The sequence below is a fragment of the Agrobacterium sp. a22-2 genome, assembly GCF_012276985.1.
Taxonomy (GTDB): Bacteria; Pseudomonadota; Alphaproteobacteria; order Rhizobiales; family Rhizobiaceae; genus Allorhizobium.
Genome location: NZ_JAAXMM010000013.1, coordinates 1 through 14,166 on the forward strand (window position 1 = coordinate 1; position 14,166 = coordinate 14,166).

Sequence of the window (14,166 nt, forward strand, 5' to 3'; positions counted from 1 at the left end):
GCCGGATGAGAAGCCGGAGGAGGAACTCTTGGGCGGTTCGGGCAGGGTGGAGGCGATGGTGGAGGCCATGGACGAGGAGAAGCCGCCGATGCGGCCGCCGAAATCGCCGGGATGGGAGCCGTGGTACCAGACCGGCTCGTAAGCAGCAGCGCCCGCCGCGGCCGTTGCCAGCCAAGTCTCGAACGTGTGGGTCCAGGGTTTTTCGACGCCGAGCGCCACGGCATAGGGCAGCAGCTTTTCGAAATGCTGCGGCGACATGGTGGGGGCACCGGCCATGTTCATGCGGTCTTTTTCGGCCAGCGTCAGATAGGTACGCAGGCCTTCGATGCCGTCCATCAGCTTGCGGCCGAGCGGCGTCGGGGCGCCCATCAGGAAGAAGAACAGGCCATTCAGGAAGACCACGCCTCCGACGGCGATCGGCACCGACAGCGGCTGATTGCCCTCCAGCTCGACCAGCATCAGGACGACGAAGACGCCGACCACCGTGACCAGCACGAAACCGAAGAAGGCGACCGCGATGATAGACCCGATGCGCGCCACAAGCGATGCACCGCGGCGGATCTTCTTGCCGATGCCGACCACTACGACCGTCAGGACCACGGCCATGACGGCGGGGATCAGCATGAAGGGCACCATGCCGGCATCGACATCGCCAAACACCATCAGGCAAAACAGCAGGACCAGGCTCAAGACCACACCGCCGGCGATGTAGCCGGCATTGCCGCGGTAATATTTGCCGCGATGCTCCTTCTCGATCGCCTGGCGGAAGGCCGTGCCGGCGGACTGGACGCGCACGCCATTGGCCTTGTCGATGGTGAGGTCCTCACCCGGGCCGCCGACCGCGGCCAGGAGGCTTGCTTCGCCGGCCGGCAGCGTGGCCGGCAGGGCCTTGTCGGTGCGACGGATGATGATCGAATCGTCGAGATCGTCAAGCACCACGTAGCCCTTGACCGCCAAGTCGAGGGCGGTTGCCGACAGGGCCGTCCAGCCGGCGCCTGAAAAGCCCTTGTTGTCGATATAATTGACAAGCGCTGGCGAAATACCGTCCGGCGCATCCCAGCGCGGCACCATGACGCCGGCATCGGGATCGCGCCCGACACGCAGCCAGGAGCGCAGATAATAGAGGAAGACGGCGGCAAGGCCGCCATAGCCGAGAATGGCGTTGATATTGTCGCGCAGGAACCACCAGACGCTCTGATCGCTGGAGGGCGCGACGACAGCGCCCTTCGGCATGCCGACGACGATCGTCAGGCCCTCGCCGGCGGCAAGGCGCCGGGTGGTCTCGAAGGTGAGGCCTTCCCCGGTTTCGGTCAGGGTGGCATCCTGACCTGTCTCGCCCAGCGCGCCGGTATAATAGGCCGTGCCGGTCGGCTCGACGCCGGGCGGCAAGGTGACCGTGGCCGAGGCGCTGTTGATCGGAAACAGCCAGCCATTGCCGGTGACGTTCCAGTAGAGTTCGTCGTGGTCCTCGAAATAGCGGATCTGCCGGGCGGTGGTGTAGGTGATGGTGTAGGTGTAGTCGCCGGGTCTAAGATAGACATCGGCAGAGCCGGCATAGATGCGGATGCCGCCGGAAATGCTCTCGGTGTGGTAGGGCTCGGGCTCGCCGTCGCGCTCCACCGAGACGAGGTCGAAATCGACCTTGATGCGGCGGCCATCGGCGTCTTCGGCATAAAGCGGGAAATCGCGGAAAATGCCGCGGCTGATCTGATTTCCTTCGGCGCGCACGGTGATGGTTTCGGCCACCGTCAGCGTGGCATCGGCACCGACCTCGATGGCGGCGTCATAGGAGCGGATCAGTTCCTCGGCCGTGGCGATTCGCCCTGACAGGATGGAGAGGACAAGGGCGACGCCAAGACCGAGGAAGGATTTCATTTATCCGTTGCTTTCCTGATAGCGGACGCCGAGCGAGGCCAGCGCATCCCAATAGCTGGGATAGGTCTTGGCCACGCAGCCGGGATCGAGAATGGTGATGCCGTTGATCTTCAAGCCTGCCAGTGCAAAGCTCATGGCAATGCGGTGATCGGCAAAGGTGTCGATGTCGGCCGGCAGGGTCTGGCCAGAGAGCGCGGGATCGGCATTGACGACCAGATCGTCGCCCTCCTCGCGGGCGAGACCCTCGCGAATGTTGTTGAGCCCGGTCGAGACGGCGCGGATGCGGTCGCATTCCTTGACGCGCAGGTTTGATATGCCGACGAAGCGTACCGGCCTGTTGTTGAAGGCGGCCAGAACGGCAATGGTCGGGATGGCGTCCTGCATCTGGCTGCCGTCGATGACCTCGGGCATATCAGGAAAAGCGGCGATCACCTCATAGGCCTTGGCATCAGGCTGGGTAAATTGCGTCGCCGGCGTGCCGATGTCGATGCTGCCCTTGGTCAACACTTCGGCGCCCCAGAGATAGGTGGCGGCGGAGGCATCCGGCTCGATGTGGAAATCGGCGGCATGATAGCCGGTCGGCTCGACGCGCCAGGTGGCCTGATCGAGCTGTTCGACCCTGGCGCCAAAGGCACGCATGGCGTCGAGCGTCAGGTCGACATAACCGCGCGCGCCGATCTCCGGGCCGGTCAGGGCGACGGTCACCGGCTCGGCATCGGCCGGCGCCAGGGGCGCTGCCATCAGCAAAGCGGAGACATACTGGCTCGACAGGCCGGCGTCGATCTCGACGCGGCCGCTGCCGAAATGGCCATGGCCGCGGATCGTCACCGGCGGGCAGCCGGTCGGGGCCTCGGCATCGATGCCGAGCGATTGCAGAGCCGTTACCAGCGGGCCGATCGGCCGCTTGCGCATATGCTCGTCGCCATCGACGGTGACGGTGCCGTCGACGCTGGCCACGGCCGCCGTCAGGAAGCGCGTCGCCGTGCCGGCATTGCCGAGAAAGAGCGGTGCGGAGGGGGCGGTCAGGCGGCCGGTGCCGGTGACGACGAAGGTGGTGGCATCCGGCTCGTCGATCGAAACGCCCATGGCGCGCAGGGCATCCGCCATGTAGCGGGTGTCGTCGCTTTTGAGCGCGCCGGTCAGCCGGCTGGTGCCCTTGGACAGGCCGGCCAGCAACAGGGCGCGGTTGGTGATCGACTTGGAGCCGGGCGGGCTCACCTTGCCGGACAGCGGATGGCCGGGCGGCAGCAGGGTCAGTTTATCAGTTTTCATGCACTACACTCGTTGGAACAGGCGGTCGCCCATGGCGACCTTAGAATTTGACGGTCGGGACGGCGCGGTCCGCGTCATTGGCGATCTCGAAATAACCGGCTTTGATAAAGCCGAAATTGCGGGCCACCAGGTTGGACGGGAAGCTCTCGACCTTGACGTTCAGATCGCGGGCCGCACCGTTATAGTAGCGGCGCGACATCTGGATTTCGCCTTCGATGCCTTCCAGCGAGCGCTGCAGCTCGAGGAAGTTCTCGTTGGCCTTCAAATCAGGATAGGCTTCGGCCAGCGCCATGACACGGCCCAGCGCCTGGCCGAGCAGGCCTTCGGCGGCAGCACGGCCCTCGATATCGCCGGCCGGCACGCCTTGCGCGCGGTTGCGCAGTTCGACAACCTTTTCCAGCGTTTCGCTCTCGTGCTTGGCATAGCCCTTGACGATCTCGATGAGGTTGGGGATCTGGTCGGCGCGGCGCTTCAGCTGCACGTCGATGCCCGACCAGGCTTCCTCCGTCATCTGCTTGGATTTGACCAGGCCGTTATAAACGATGACCGCATAGGCGGCGGCAAGCGCAAGAATTGCGAGAATGACATACATGGGGATGCTCCGGCCAATGCAAAGATGGCGGGACATTATGCGTTCCCCTGGCGCTTGTCATCAGGCGTTCTGGGGCTGCCCAATTATGGCCAGGGAGGCCGGCTCTTTCGCGGCCTCAAGGGCGGCGAGTTTTGCAAGAGCGATGTCCTGGCCGGGCTTGACCTTCACCAGAAAGGCGAAGGCAACCATCAGCAACAAAATGCCTGTGATCGAATTCACGGCGGCCGTCTGCATCATGGTCTGGGCCGCAGCAAGATCGTTCGTAATGTCATCTGGCATGGACGAGACGATGGGCGACAAACCATACTCTACGACCATCAGGACCATCATGATGCCGGGCAGCCAAGCAAAACCATCCCTCGACGTCTCCTCCTGGACAGCGGAAAATTCCTCAAGGTCGATCAGGGTAAAAAAGGCATCCAGATGACGCACGGCACGAGAAATCCTATCACCGAGACGAAGGCTGTGTAGCGGACGCTGCCCGGCAGCGCCTGCAGGGATAGGCGGACAGACACCCAGACCCAATAGAGAAAGGCAATACCTTCCAGCACGCCGAGCAACAGGACGGAGGCATCGAACGATCGAGCCCCGTCTGCCAACGCAGCAAAGATCGCACTGTCGGCACCGGTGTTGGCGGTGGAACCGGTATGCTCCACGACATAACAAACAAACGCGATATAGAGGTAATAGAGCACCGATGCACAGAGTAAGGGGGCTTCTATGCACGCCAATACCAGCCATAGCCGGCGCGACCTTGCGAGCCTTCGTCCAAGGTAGGCTACCGGACTGGACCGGCCTTGGCTCACGCGGCGTCTTTCTTCCAGTTGGCGCCGCCGGCATCGGTCAGCAGGAAGGCTTCGCCGCAGGCCTTGGCGAGCGTGCGGACGCGCAGGATATAGCTCTGGCGCTCGGTCACCGAGATGACGCCGCGGGCATCGAGCAGGTTGAAGACGTGGGACGCCTTGATGCACTGGTCATAGGCCGGGAAGACGCATTTGTGCAGCATCTGGTTGGCATTGTCGCTCGGTGCGCCGGCGGCCAGGATCGCCTGGCATTCCTTTTCGGCATCCTCGAAATGGCGGTGCAGCATGTCGGTATTGGCGATCTCGAAATTGTGCCGCGAATATTCCTGCTCGGCCTGCAGGAAAACGTCGCCATAGGAGATCTTGTCTTCGCCCTCGCGGCCGTTGAAGTTGAGATCGTAGACATTGTCGACGCCCTGCACATACATGGCAAGGCGCTCGAGGCCATAGGTCAGCTCGCCGGCCACCGGCGAGCATTCGATACCGCAGACCTGCTGGAAGTAGGTGAACTGCGAGACTTCCATGCCGTCGCACCAGCATTCCCAGCCAAGACCCCAGGCGCCGAGCGTCGGGCTTTCCCAGTCGTCCTCGACGAAGCGGATATCGTGCAGCAGCGGATCGAGACCGATGGCCGCGAGAGAGCCGAGATAAAGCTCCTGCAGGTTGGACGGATTGGGCTTCAGGATGACCTGATACTGGTAATAATGCTGCAGGCGGTTGGGGTTTTCGCCATAGCGGCCATCGGACGGGCGGCGCGACGGCTGCACATAGGCGGCCTTCCAGGGTTTTGGCCCAAGTGCTCGCAGCGTCGTTGCCGGATGAAATGTGCCCGCACCCACTTCCATGTCATAAGGCTGCAAAACGGCGCAACCCTTGTCGGCCCAATAGGCATGCAGCGTCAGGATCAGCGCCTGGAAGGAGCGCTTGGGGTCCATATGCGGAGCGAGAGTGGTCATGGCATCAGTCCGGGGTTGAAGTTTGCTGGCCGTCTGGTGCCATGACGGGCTTGAGGGGTCAAGGGGCGGCGCGCAAACGCCGCCCCGCCAGCGGCTAGAGAATGAAGTCGCTGGCACTCAGGGTGAGAGATCCGGTCAGTTCGACCTGGAAATCGGCCACCTTGTCGCCATTGAAGTCGGCACTGACAATAGTGATCTCGTCGTTTTTATTATATCGCAATTCGCCGGCTACACCGCTGAAGCTGCCGGTGCCGAAAAATTTGAAGGCATTGTTTCCGGAAGCCGTCGAGGCGTCGATGGTTGAAAGATCGATCCTGTCTTTCTGGGCATGCGAGAAATCGAGGATCGTATCGCGGCTTGAACGGGTCGATTCCGCTAGGGAATTGAAGTCGAAGACGTCCGCCCCAGAGCCCCCGCTAAGCTTGTCAACTCCCGATCCACCGATGAGCCGGTCGTTTCCGGTACTGCCACTAAGCCCGTCATTGCCGCCGCCGCCGGATAAGATGTCTGAACCGGCAGCACCATTCAGGCTGTTGGAGAGGGCGTTGCCGACCAGATTATCCGCAAAACTCGAGCCGAAAATGCTCTCGATGCTGGCATAGGAATCACCCTTGGCATCGCCGAGATTGGCGGCCACATTGGCGAGATTCGCCGTGACGCCAGCGCCGGCGCCGGCATAGGAAGCCGCATCCCGACCTGCGCCGCCCCAAAGCTGATCCCCGCCTGCGCCGCCGATCAGGGTATCGTTGCCGTCATTGCCTCTAAGGATATCGGCGCCGCCACGGCCATCGAGAACATCATTCCCTTCATTGCCGCGCAATTCATTCGCGACACTACTGCCGCGAATGGTGTCGCCAAGCTGGGTTCCGAAGACATTCTCGACGTTTTTAATCGTCCGGTCGTCCGTGCCCGGGACGCCGGGAGAGCCGTAAATGCCGGAGACCAGATCGACAACCACCCCATAGGTGTAGATATCGCTGAGTTGGAGCCTGTCGACGCCCGCACCGCCGTCTATATCATCGAAGTACCGCCCGGCAGAATAGAACTGGAAAATGTCGTTGCCGGCACCGCCGTTCAGGGTGTCGCGGCCATCGCCGCCATCGAAAAAGTCGTTACCGTCGCCGCCGTTCAGAATATCGTCGCCAAGCCCACCCCACAATTGGTTATTGGCTGCATTGCCGGCGATCCGATCGTTTTCGGATGTACCAACAACATTCTCGACGCCCGATACGGTGTGGGTCCCTTCCTCGCCGCCGACGACATAATATTTCTCGGTTGTCAGATTGACGACCACGCCTCTGCTGAAGGCAAAGAATCCCAACGTGTCCGTGCCGGAGCCGCCATAGACATCGTCGATATAGGTGTCGTAGCGCATCGAGAAGTAGTCATTGCCCGCTTCGCCGTAAAGCGTATCGATGCCGCGGTCGCCGATGATGTCATCATCGCCATCGCCACCGAAAATCGTGTCATTTCCCGTGCCGTTGGTATGAAGCTCGAAATCGCCGAAAATCGTGTCGTTACCGCCGCGACCGTAGATCACGTCGTCGCCGCTATAACCTTCTATGTTGTCATCGCCGTCGGTAACGCCGCTGGTATAGTCGAGCACATCCGGGTTTCCGGTGCCAAAAACATAAGCCATACGTATACTCCCTGTTTGAACAGGGGACATCATCAATTGAAAATTGACAACTTTAAGGCGTATATTATTGATATAGAATACTGAATTTAACGAACATTCACGACGGAATCTGCATTATTCCTTGTCGCGCAGCCGATATTCTCCCGTCTCCGGATCCTTGACCAAAGTCCCGATCGCGCCGGTTTCGCGCTCCTTCTCGGCTGCGCGCGACTTGGCGGCAAGCTTTTCGGCGTCGGAGACGAAACGGCGATAGAGAAGCCAGGCGCCGCCGAGCAGAAGCACCAGAAATAAAAGTTGCGGCATGTTCCCCCCTCGCCTTTTTTCAGAGACCGTATCGGCCCCACATTGCCTTTTCTTCGATCGTTTCGGCAAGGCCGCTGAGCGCTGCTGCGGCGATTTGTTCGCCGCCGCCGGCTGAAAGGCCTACACCCGGCATGCGCCGACCGAAAAAGTCGCGGGCGCCGCTGACCAGTTCCAGCCGCGTGTCGGCGCCATAACGGCGCTTCAGTTCGACCCGCATGTCGCCGAGCCCATCGATCAGGCCAAGATCAAGGCCGCGCTGGCCGGTCCAGAACAGGCCGGAGAAAATCGTCGCGTCATCGGCAAGCTTCGAACCGCGGCGGTCTTTCACCATGTCGATGAAGACTTTGTGGATCTCGAGCTGCAGGGTCTTCAGATATTCGATATCGCCTTCCTTTTCCGGCTGGAACGGATCGAGGATGACCTTGTTCTCGCCGGCGGTATAGACGCGGCGCTCGACGCCCATCTTCTTCAAGAGTTCGGGAAAGCCGAAGCCGCCCGACACGACGCCGATCGAGCCGACGATCGAGGTGGGGTCGGCGAAAATCTCGTCGCCGGCCAGCGCCAGCATGTAGCCGCCGGAGGCCGCCACGTCTTCGACGAAGACCAGAACCGTCTTGTTCTTTTCCTCGGCCAGCGAGCGGATGCGCTGGAAGATCATGCGCGACTGGACCGGCGAGCCGCCCGGCGAATTGATCGACAAGGCAACGGCCGGGCTGTTCTTGCGGGCAAAGGCCTTTTCCAGCATGGGGGCGACGGTTGCCAGATTGAGGGCCGGCTTGAACCGGCTGCCGCCGCTCATGATCTGGCCGTGCAGGCGCACGACGGGGATCACGATGCCTTTCTTGCGAAAGCGTTTAGGGGTCAGCCGTTCCAGAAAATCCGACATCAATGCGTTACCTCTTTGCCATGGTTTACTTGAGCAGAGATGTAAGTTGCGGACCGGCAAACACAATGGCGGGGCTAAAAAAACGGGGGCGGGGCTGAAAAAACGGCGGCAGGGCTGAAAAAGACCGCTCTACCGGCGCCGATAGGCGGCCCGGCCGTTGTTGAGATCGTCGACGAAGGCCGAAAACCTGTGGCTGTCCGGATCGTCATGCATGGTCAGCGGCGCGCGCAATTCCAGCCGGGCGCGCGATCCCTTGATGGCGGTGACCAGGACACGCACGGCACTTTCCCCAGCGCGCGGATAGAGCGGCGTGATTTCCAGACCGCCGAAACGCCGGCCGCAGGCGGCGATAATCTCGGCGATCGACTGCGGCCGGGCGATCAGCGACAATTGCCCACCTGGTACCATGATGGCGCCGGCGGTGCGGATCCAGCTTTCGAACAGGCCATCGGTCATGGCATGGGCTTCGGCCTTCAGCGCATCGGGCGTGCGGCGATCGCCGGCATCGTTGAAGGGCGGGTTCATGATCACATGGTCGAAACTGTCATCGGCAAGGCCGGCGGCGACGCGAGCCCGGCCGGTCAGGGTGACATCGGCCTCGATCACGCCGATGCGGGCCGACAGGTGGGCATTGTCGGCGAGCGCCAGGCTCTTGCGCGCGTAGTCAGCCATCTCAGCCGAGCGTTCGACGAGCGTCACCGCGGCGCCCTCCAGCCGTGCCGCGACCGCCAGGCCCGCCGCACCGGCACCGGCACCGAGATCGGCGAGGCGAAAGGGACCCTGCGCATCGACCAGGCTTGCCAGCAGCATGGCATCCATGCCGGCGCGGTGGCCGCGCCCCTTCGGCTGGACCAGATGGAAGCGGCCGCGATGGAAGGCGTCGACGGTCTCTGAACTCGGCGTAGACATCAACCGCCTCAGTCCTTCGGATCGCACAATTCGTCGGCAAGGCCAGCATCGGAGAGGATCGTGCGGGCCTCGTCCAAGCGGCTCTCCTCCACCAGAAAACGACGCGGCAGCATGCCGAGCGAGCCTTCCATGATGCTCATCGCCTGATCGGCAATCAGGCAGTGAATGCCGGCATCTTTCATCAGGCTTTCGGCAAAGGAGAGCAGAACCGGATCATTTGTGCGAATAAGCTCGTGCATTTGCTGTTAAATCCCATCAAATTGACCGAACGAGACAATTCGCCTCTTGCCGTGTCCTCAGGCCCTTTTTATGGTCGGAACTGACGAATGAACAGGAGTCCGGTGCGTTGGGCGTAGTGATACCGCTTGAGGAAAGCAAAAACAAACAGGCTTCCGTTAAGCCGTTGGTGAACCTTACCAAGGCCGGCATGGAGCGGGTGAACCAGCTTATCCTGTCCAAGGCCGGTTCCGACGTGCAGATGATCCCGGAAGTGGCAAACCATCTGATCTCGTCCGGCGGCAAGCGCCTGCGGCCGATGCTGACGATCGCCTCGGCGGCGATGTTCGGCTACGAAGGCGAGGCCCATATCAAGCTTGCGACCAGCGTCGAGTTCATGCACACGGCCACACTGCTGCATGACGACGTGGTGGACGAAAGCGACCTTCGGCGCGGTAAGTCAACGGCGCGGATGATCTGGGGCAACCAGGCCAGCGTGCTGGTCGGCGACTTCCTGCTCGGCCAGGCCTTTCGCCTGATGGTCGAGGTCGGTTCGCTCGATGCGCTGGACGTGCTGTCTTCCGCAGCCTCGGTCATTGCCGAGGGCGAGGTGCTGCAGCTTTCCGTCGCCAAGAACATGGAGACCACCGAGGACGACTATCTCTCGGTGATCCGCGCCAAGACGGCGGCGCTGTTTGCGGCGGCCTCCGAAGTCGGGCCGATCGTGGCCGGCACCGACAAAGCCAGCCGCAATGCGCTGAAATCCTACGGCATGAATCTCGGCCTCGCCTTCCAGCTGGTCGACGATGCGCTCGATTACGGCGGCAAGGCGTCCGATCTCGGCAAGAATACCGGCGACGATTTTCGCGAGGGCAAGATCACGCTGCCCGTCATTCTGGCCTATCGCCGCGGCACCGAACCGGAACGCGCCTTCTGGCGCGAGGCGATCGAGGGCGGGAAAAGCGACGATGCCAATCTCGACAAGGCGATCGGCCTGATCACCAAGTATAACGGGCTGAACGATACGATCGCCCGGGCCCTGCATTACGGCATGATTGCCCGCGATGCGCTGGCACCCCTTCCCGAAAGCCCGTGGAAGGACGCCCTGATGGAAGTGATCGACTTCTCGATCGCCCGGGTCAGCTGAGCTTGAAAGACCGGCGCTGCTTCAAAAAAGCCATGCTGTTGCCTTTAGGTGGGCAGGCGGACACAGCAGGGAAGACGCGCGGGCGATTCTCATAGGTGGTCCGCCCCGCTTGCTCGAATCGGCTATTCGGTGTTTTTCGTTGGTTGAATGCGAAATCATTGCTATCCGGTAATATCCAACGGCAGTATGGCCGGCACCCCTTGTTGAAAGGCTCCTTCATGCGGCAGACATTTGCCATCGGCTCACTCACCGGCACCGCCCTGATGGTCATGGCCACGTTCGGCATCGGCTATTTCGGCAGCATGGGCGCCGGTTTTGCCCAGGCAACAACGACCGCTGCGCCTGAGACGACCGAGCGTTTCGACGCCAACAGCGTCGATACGTTCTCCGGCGCCTATCTGAGCGGCCGTACCGCCAATGCCGACCGCGATTTCGATACCGCCATCGCCCTTTACAAGAAGGCGCTGGCCATCGAGCCCGGCAATGTCGAAATCCGCCAGAGCCTGATGCTGTCGCTGTTCATGAACGGCCAGTTCGATGAGGGCGTGAAATACGCCCATGAGCTGAAGTCGGATCCGGCCGTCGAGCGGGTGACGTCGATCGCCAGGGGTCTCGATGCGATCCGCAACCGCGAATATGCGTCGGCCGAGAAGCTTTTGGCCTACAAGGGACCGAACGACCTCGACCGGCTGACCAATTCGCTGCTGATCGCCTGGGCCAAGATGGGCGCCGGCCAGGGCAAGGAAGCACTTGCCATGATCGACGGCCTGCAGGGCCCGGAATGGTACGGGGTGTTCAAGAACTACAATGCCGGCGCCATAGCGGCGGCGATCGGCGACGTGGATGCGGCGCGCACGTATTTCAGCAATGCCGTGACCGACCAGGAAGGGGGTGCCACCGCGCCTGACACCTTCCTGCGGGCGGTCTTTGCGCTGGCCGTTCTGGAAGCAGGACAAGGCAACAAGCAGAAAGCCTATGATGCGATTGCCACCGGCGACACGCTGATCAACAACTATGCACCCTTCAAGGCGCTGCGCGAGCGCATCGAAAAGGACAACGTTCCCAAGCAGCAGGTGACCAATGCGCAGGAAGGCGCGGCCGCGGTGCTGTTTGCCATCGGCGGCGCACTCAACCGCGAAGGCGCCCAGGATACCGTGACGCTTTATCTGCAGCTGTCCCATGCGCTCGACGCCAACAGCGCCGACACGCTGATCCTGCTCGGCGGGCTTGCCGAGAATGCCAAGCAGACCGACCGCGCCATCGCCTTCTACGGCAAGGTGCCGGCAACCTCGCCGATGCGGCGCATCTCCGAGCTGCAGCTTGGCCTGGCGCTGGCCCAGACCGGCAAGGTGGACGATGCCCGTAAACATCTCAAAGCGCTGATCGCCTCCGACCCCGCCGATATCCGCAGCTATCTGGCCTATGGCAGCGTGCTGTCGGATGCCAAGGATTATGTGGAAATGGCCGACAATTACGACCGGGCCGTCGACGTGATCGGACCGACGCCGGCCCGCAGCCACTGGTCGGTGTTCTTCCAGCGCGGCATCGCCTATGAGCGGCTGAAGAAATGGGACATTGCCGAGCCGAGCTTCCGCAAGGCGCTGGAGCTCAACCCGGACCAGCCGCAGGTGCTGAACTATCTCGGCTATTCCTGGGTGGACATGAACCGCAACCTCGACGAAGGGCTCGACATGATCCGCAAGGCGGTCGAGCTTCGTCCCGACGACGGCTATATCGTCGATTCGCTCGGCTGGGCCTATTTCCGACTCGGCCGTTTCGACGAGGCAGTCGACGAGCTGGAGCGGGCCGTGCAGCTGAAGGCCGGCGATGCGACGATCAACGATCACCTCGGCGATGCCTACTGGCGCGTCGGTCGCAAACTGGAGGCCACCTACCAGTGGAAGCGGGCGCTGATCTCCGAGCCTGAGAAGGACACAATCCCGAAGATCGAGATGAAGATTGCCGAGGGGCTGCCACCGCTGGAAGCCGGCGCCGGCACAGGCAATGCCGAGGCTGCACCGACGGCGGGCGGCGCCAAGCCGCAGGCCCAGGCCGCCGATGACAAGAAGACCTGACGGCGCGCTCTTGCGCCGAGGACTACCGGACACCGCGATCACCGAGACAGCGCCAGCCAAGATCAATCTGGCGCTGCATGTCACCGGCCAGCGGGCCGATGGCTACCATCTGCTCGACAGTCTCGTAACCTTTGCCCGCGACGGCGACCGGCTGACAATGGCTCGGTCGCCGACCGACCGGTTCAGCGTCTCGGGCCGGTTCAGTGCCCTGCTCTCAACCGAAACCCATGACGGGCCGGCCGACAATCTGGTGGTGAAGGCGCGGGACCTGCTGCGCCAGGCGCTGACGGAGCGGGGCGTGGCGACGCCGCCGGTTGCCATTCATCTGGAGAAGAACCTGCCGATCGCCTCGGGCATCGGCGGCGGATCGGCGGATGCGGCAGCGACCCTGCGCGGTCTCTGCCGGCTCTGGGACCATGCAATGCCGGAGGCCGATCTGCAGGCGATCGCCCTGACGCTCGGCGCCGACGTGCCGATGTGCCTGCGCTCACAGCCGTTGCGGGCCGCGGGGATTGGCGAGGACATCACACCACTTACCACACTGCCGGCCTTCGCGCTGGTGCTGGGCAATCCGCTCAAGGGCGTTTCGACGCCCGAGATTTTCCGCCGGCTATCGACCAAGGCCAATCCGCCGATCGGCGCCCTGCCAGACACGACAGATCGAACGCAGTGGCTCGACACGCTGTCGGGCCTGCGCAACGATCTGCAGCCCCCTGCCCGCGCGCTCTGCACCGAGATTGCGGAACTATCGGGCCTGCTGGAGCAAGCCGGGGCGCGGCTGGTGCGGATGTCCGGCTCAGGCGCCACCTGCTTCGGTATTTTCGACGATCTGGACGCGGCGCGGCATGCCGCCGCAGGCCTTCTCAAGCAGCGGCCCGACTGGTACTTTCACGCCACCGAAACGATGGGCGGAGCGCATTTATGACACCGGCTGGCGAACCACGCCCCTTCATCCCGGTCGGCATCGCGGTGCTGACCGTGTCCGACACGCGCACGCTTGCCGACGACAAATCCGGCGATACGCTTGTCGCACGCATCCTGGAAGCCGGCCACCAGCTGGTTGACCGCGCTATCGTCACCGACGACCGCGACCGCATCTACAATCAGGTCAAGGCCTGGACGCTGTCGGACGAGATCGACGTGGTGATCACCACCGGCGGCACCGGCTTTACCGGCCGTGACGTGACGCCCGAGGCGCTGGAGCCGCTGTTCGAAAAGCGCATGGACGGGTTTTCCGAAGTGTTCCACCGCATCTCCTACGACAAGATCGGCACCTCGACCATCCAGTCTCGCGCCACCGGCGGCGTGGCCAATGCGACGTTCATCTTCGTGCTGCCGGGCTCGCCCGGCGCCTGCAAGGACGCCTGGGACGGCATTTTGAAAGGCCAGCTGGACTATCGCCACATGCCCTGCAATTTCGTGGAAATCATGCCGCGGCTGGACGAACACCTGAAGCGCGGCTGATGCCTGCGTCCCCAGTACCGGATTGACCT

General features: G+C 62.5%; 15 protein-coding genes. 4 read left to right on the top strand and 11 right to left on the bottom strand.

Annotation, left to right across the window (positions count from 1 at the left end; all coding sequences use genetic code 11):
• The 11 genes from HFC70_RS19345 to HFC70_RS19395 form a co-directional block, all read right to left on the bottom strand.
• Positions 1 to 1,875: DUF2207 domain-containing protein (locus HFC70_RS19345; protein WP_168474936.1), on the bottom strand; the 1,875-nt coding region annotated here is incomplete at its 3' end.
• Positions 1,876 to 3,147 carry a 3-phosphoshikimate 1-carboxyvinyltransferase gene (locus HFC70_RS19350; protein ID WP_168474937.1) on the bottom strand — a complete coding sequence of 424 codons (1,272 nt, stop codon included), beginning with the start codon at positions 3,145 to 3,147 and terminating at the stop codon, positions 1,876 to 1,878.
• A 40-nt stretch (positions 3,148 to 3,187) separates the two neighbouring features.
• Positions 3,188 to 3,739 carry a LemA family protein gene (locus HFC70_RS19355; protein ID WP_168474938.1) on the bottom strand — a complete coding sequence of 184 codons (552 nt, stop codon included), beginning with the start codon at positions 3,737 to 3,739 and terminating at the stop codon, positions 3,188 to 3,190.
• A gap of 60 nt (positions 3,740 to 3,799) precedes the next feature.
• On the bottom strand, positions 3,800 to 4,171 hold the full coding sequence (locus HFC70_RS19360; RefSeq protein WP_168474939.1) for a hypothetical protein: 372 nt from the start codon (positions 4,169 to 4,171) through the stop codon (positions 3,800 to 3,802).
• Positions 4,141 to 4,434, bottom strand: coding sequence for a hypothetical protein (locus tag HFC70_RS19365; protein ID WP_168474940.1), 294 nt, complete (start codon positions 4,432 to 4,434; stop codon positions 4,141 to 4,143). The genes HFC70_RS19360 and HFC70_RS19365 overlap by 31 nt, the downstream gene beginning before the upstream one ends.
• Positions 4,435 to 4,541: 107 nt before the next feature.
• On the bottom strand, positions 4,542 to 5,498 hold the full coding sequence (locus HFC70_RS19370; protein WP_168474941.1) for a glycine--tRNA ligase subunit alpha: 957 nt from the start codon (positions 5,496 to 5,498) through the stop codon (positions 4,542 to 4,544).
• A gap of 94 nt (positions 5,499 to 5,592) precedes the next feature.
• Positions 5,593 to 7,170 (bottom strand): calcium-binding protein, encoded by a 1,578-nt coding sequence (locus HFC70_RS27205; RefSeq protein WP_168474942.1) that lies wholly within the window; start codon positions 7,168 to 7,170, stop codon positions 5,593 to 5,595.
• An 81-nt stretch (positions 7,171 to 7,251) separates the two neighbouring features.
• Positions 7,252 to 7,440 (bottom strand): hypothetical protein, encoded by a 189-nt coding sequence (locus HFC70_RS19380; RefSeq protein ID WP_168474943.1) that lies wholly within the window; start codon positions 7,438 to 7,440, stop codon positions 7,252 to 7,254.
• A gap of 19 nt (positions 7,441 to 7,459) precedes the next feature.
• Positions 7,460 to 8,326, bottom strand: coding sequence for a S49 family peptidase (locus HFC70_RS19385; protein WP_168474944.1), 867 nt, complete (start codon positions 8,324 to 8,326; stop codon positions 7,460 to 7,462).
• A gap of 129 nt (positions 8,327 to 8,455) precedes the next feature.
• On the bottom strand, positions 8,456 to 9,235 hold the full coding sequence (locus HFC70_RS19390; protein ID WP_168474945.1) for a tRNA1(Val) (adenine(37)-N6)-methyltransferase: 780 nt from the start codon (positions 9,233 to 9,235) through the stop codon (positions 8,456 to 8,458).
• An 8-nt stretch (positions 9,236 to 9,243) separates the two neighbouring features.
• Positions 9,244 to 9,474 carry a DUF2007 domain-containing protein gene (locus tag HFC70_RS19395; RefSeq protein ID WP_168474946.1) on the bottom strand — a complete coding sequence of 77 codons (231 nt, stop codon included), beginning with the start codon at positions 9,472 to 9,474 and terminating at the stop codon, positions 9,244 to 9,246.
• A gap of 107 nt (positions 9,475 to 9,581) precedes the next feature.
• On the opposite strand from HFC70_RS19395, the gene HFC70_RS19400 reads away from it, so the two are divergent.
• From HFC70_RS19400 to moaB, 4 genes are all read left to right on the top strand, one after another.
• Positions 9,582 to 10,598 (top strand): polyprenyl synthetase family protein, encoded by a 1,017-nt coding sequence (locus HFC70_RS19400; protein WP_168474947.1) that lies wholly within the window; start codon positions 9,582 to 9,584, stop codon positions 10,596 to 10,598.
• A 218-nt stretch (positions 10,599 to 10,816) separates the two neighbouring features.
• Positions 10,817 to 12,673 (top strand): tetratricopeptide repeat protein, encoded by a 1,857-nt coding sequence (locus HFC70_RS19405; protein WP_168474948.1) that lies wholly within the window; start codon positions 10,817 to 10,819, stop codon positions 12,671 to 12,673.
• Positions 12,657 to 13,598, top strand: a complete 942-nt coding sequence (locus HFC70_RS19410) for a 4-(cytidine 5'-diphospho)-2-C-methyl-D-erythritol kinase (RefSeq protein WP_168474949.1) — start codon at positions 12,657 to 12,659, stop codon at positions 13,596 to 13,598. Before HFC70_RS19405 ends, HFC70_RS19410 begins: the two co-directional genes overlap by 17 nt.
• On the top strand, positions 13,595 to 14,137 hold the full coding sequence (moaB, locus tag HFC70_RS19415) for a molybdenum cofactor biosynthesis protein B (RefSeq protein WP_168474950.1): 543 nt from the start codon (positions 13,595 to 13,597) through the stop codon (positions 14,135 to 14,137). The genes HFC70_RS19410 and moaB overlap by 4 nt, the downstream gene beginning before the upstream one ends.
• Positions 14,138 to 14,166: the final 29 nt, after the last annotated feature.

What these genes read in the sequence shown, in the direction of transcription:
- HFC70_RS19350 (WP_168474937.1), bottom strand. Translation starts at nt 3,147, where the DNA reads ATGAAAACTGATAAACTGACCCTGCTGCCGCCCGGCCATCCGCTGTCC.
- HFC70_RS19355 (WP_168474938.1), bottom strand. Translation starts at nt 3,739, where the DNA reads ATGTATGTCATTCTCGCAATTCTTGCGCTTGCCGCCGCCTATGCGGTC.
- HFC70_RS19370 (WP_168474941.1), bottom strand. Translation starts at nt 5,498, where the DNA reads ATGACCACTCTCGCTCCGCATATGGACCCCAAGCGCTCCTTCCAGGCG.
- HFC70_RS27205 (WP_168474942.1), bottom strand. Translation starts at nt 7,170, where the DNA reads ATGATGTCCCCTGTTCAAACAGGGAGTATACGTATGGCTTATGTTTTT.
- HFC70_RS19380 (WP_168474943.1), bottom strand. Translation starts at nt 7,440, where the DNA reads ATGCCGCAACTTTTATTTCTGGTGCTTCTGCTCGGCGGCGCCTGGCTT.
- HFC70_RS19385 (WP_168474944.1), bottom strand. Translation starts at nt 8,326, where the DNA reads ATGTCGGATTTTCTGGAACGGCTGACCCCTAAACGCTTTCGCAAGAAA.
- HFC70_RS19390 (WP_168474945.1), bottom strand. Translation starts at nt 9,235, where the DNA reads ATGTCTACGCCGAGTTCAGAGACCGTCGACGCCTTCCATCGCGGCCGC.
- HFC70_RS19395 (WP_168474946.1), bottom strand. Translation starts at nt 9,474, where the DNA reads ATGCACGAGCTTATTCGCACAAATGATCCGGTTCTGCTCTCCTTTGCC.
- HFC70_RS19405 (WP_168474948.1), top strand. Translation starts at nt 10,817, where the DNA reads ATGCGGCAGACATTTGCCATCGGCTCACTCACCGGCACCGCCCTGATG.
- HFC70_RS19410 (WP_168474949.1), top strand. Translation starts at nt 12,657, where the DNA reads ATGACAAGAAGACCTGACGGCGCGCTCTTGCGCCGAGGACTACCGGAC.
- moaB (WP_168474950.1), top strand. Translation starts at nt 13,595, where the DNA reads ATGACACCGGCTGGCGAACCACGCCCCTTCATCCCGGTCGGCATCGCG.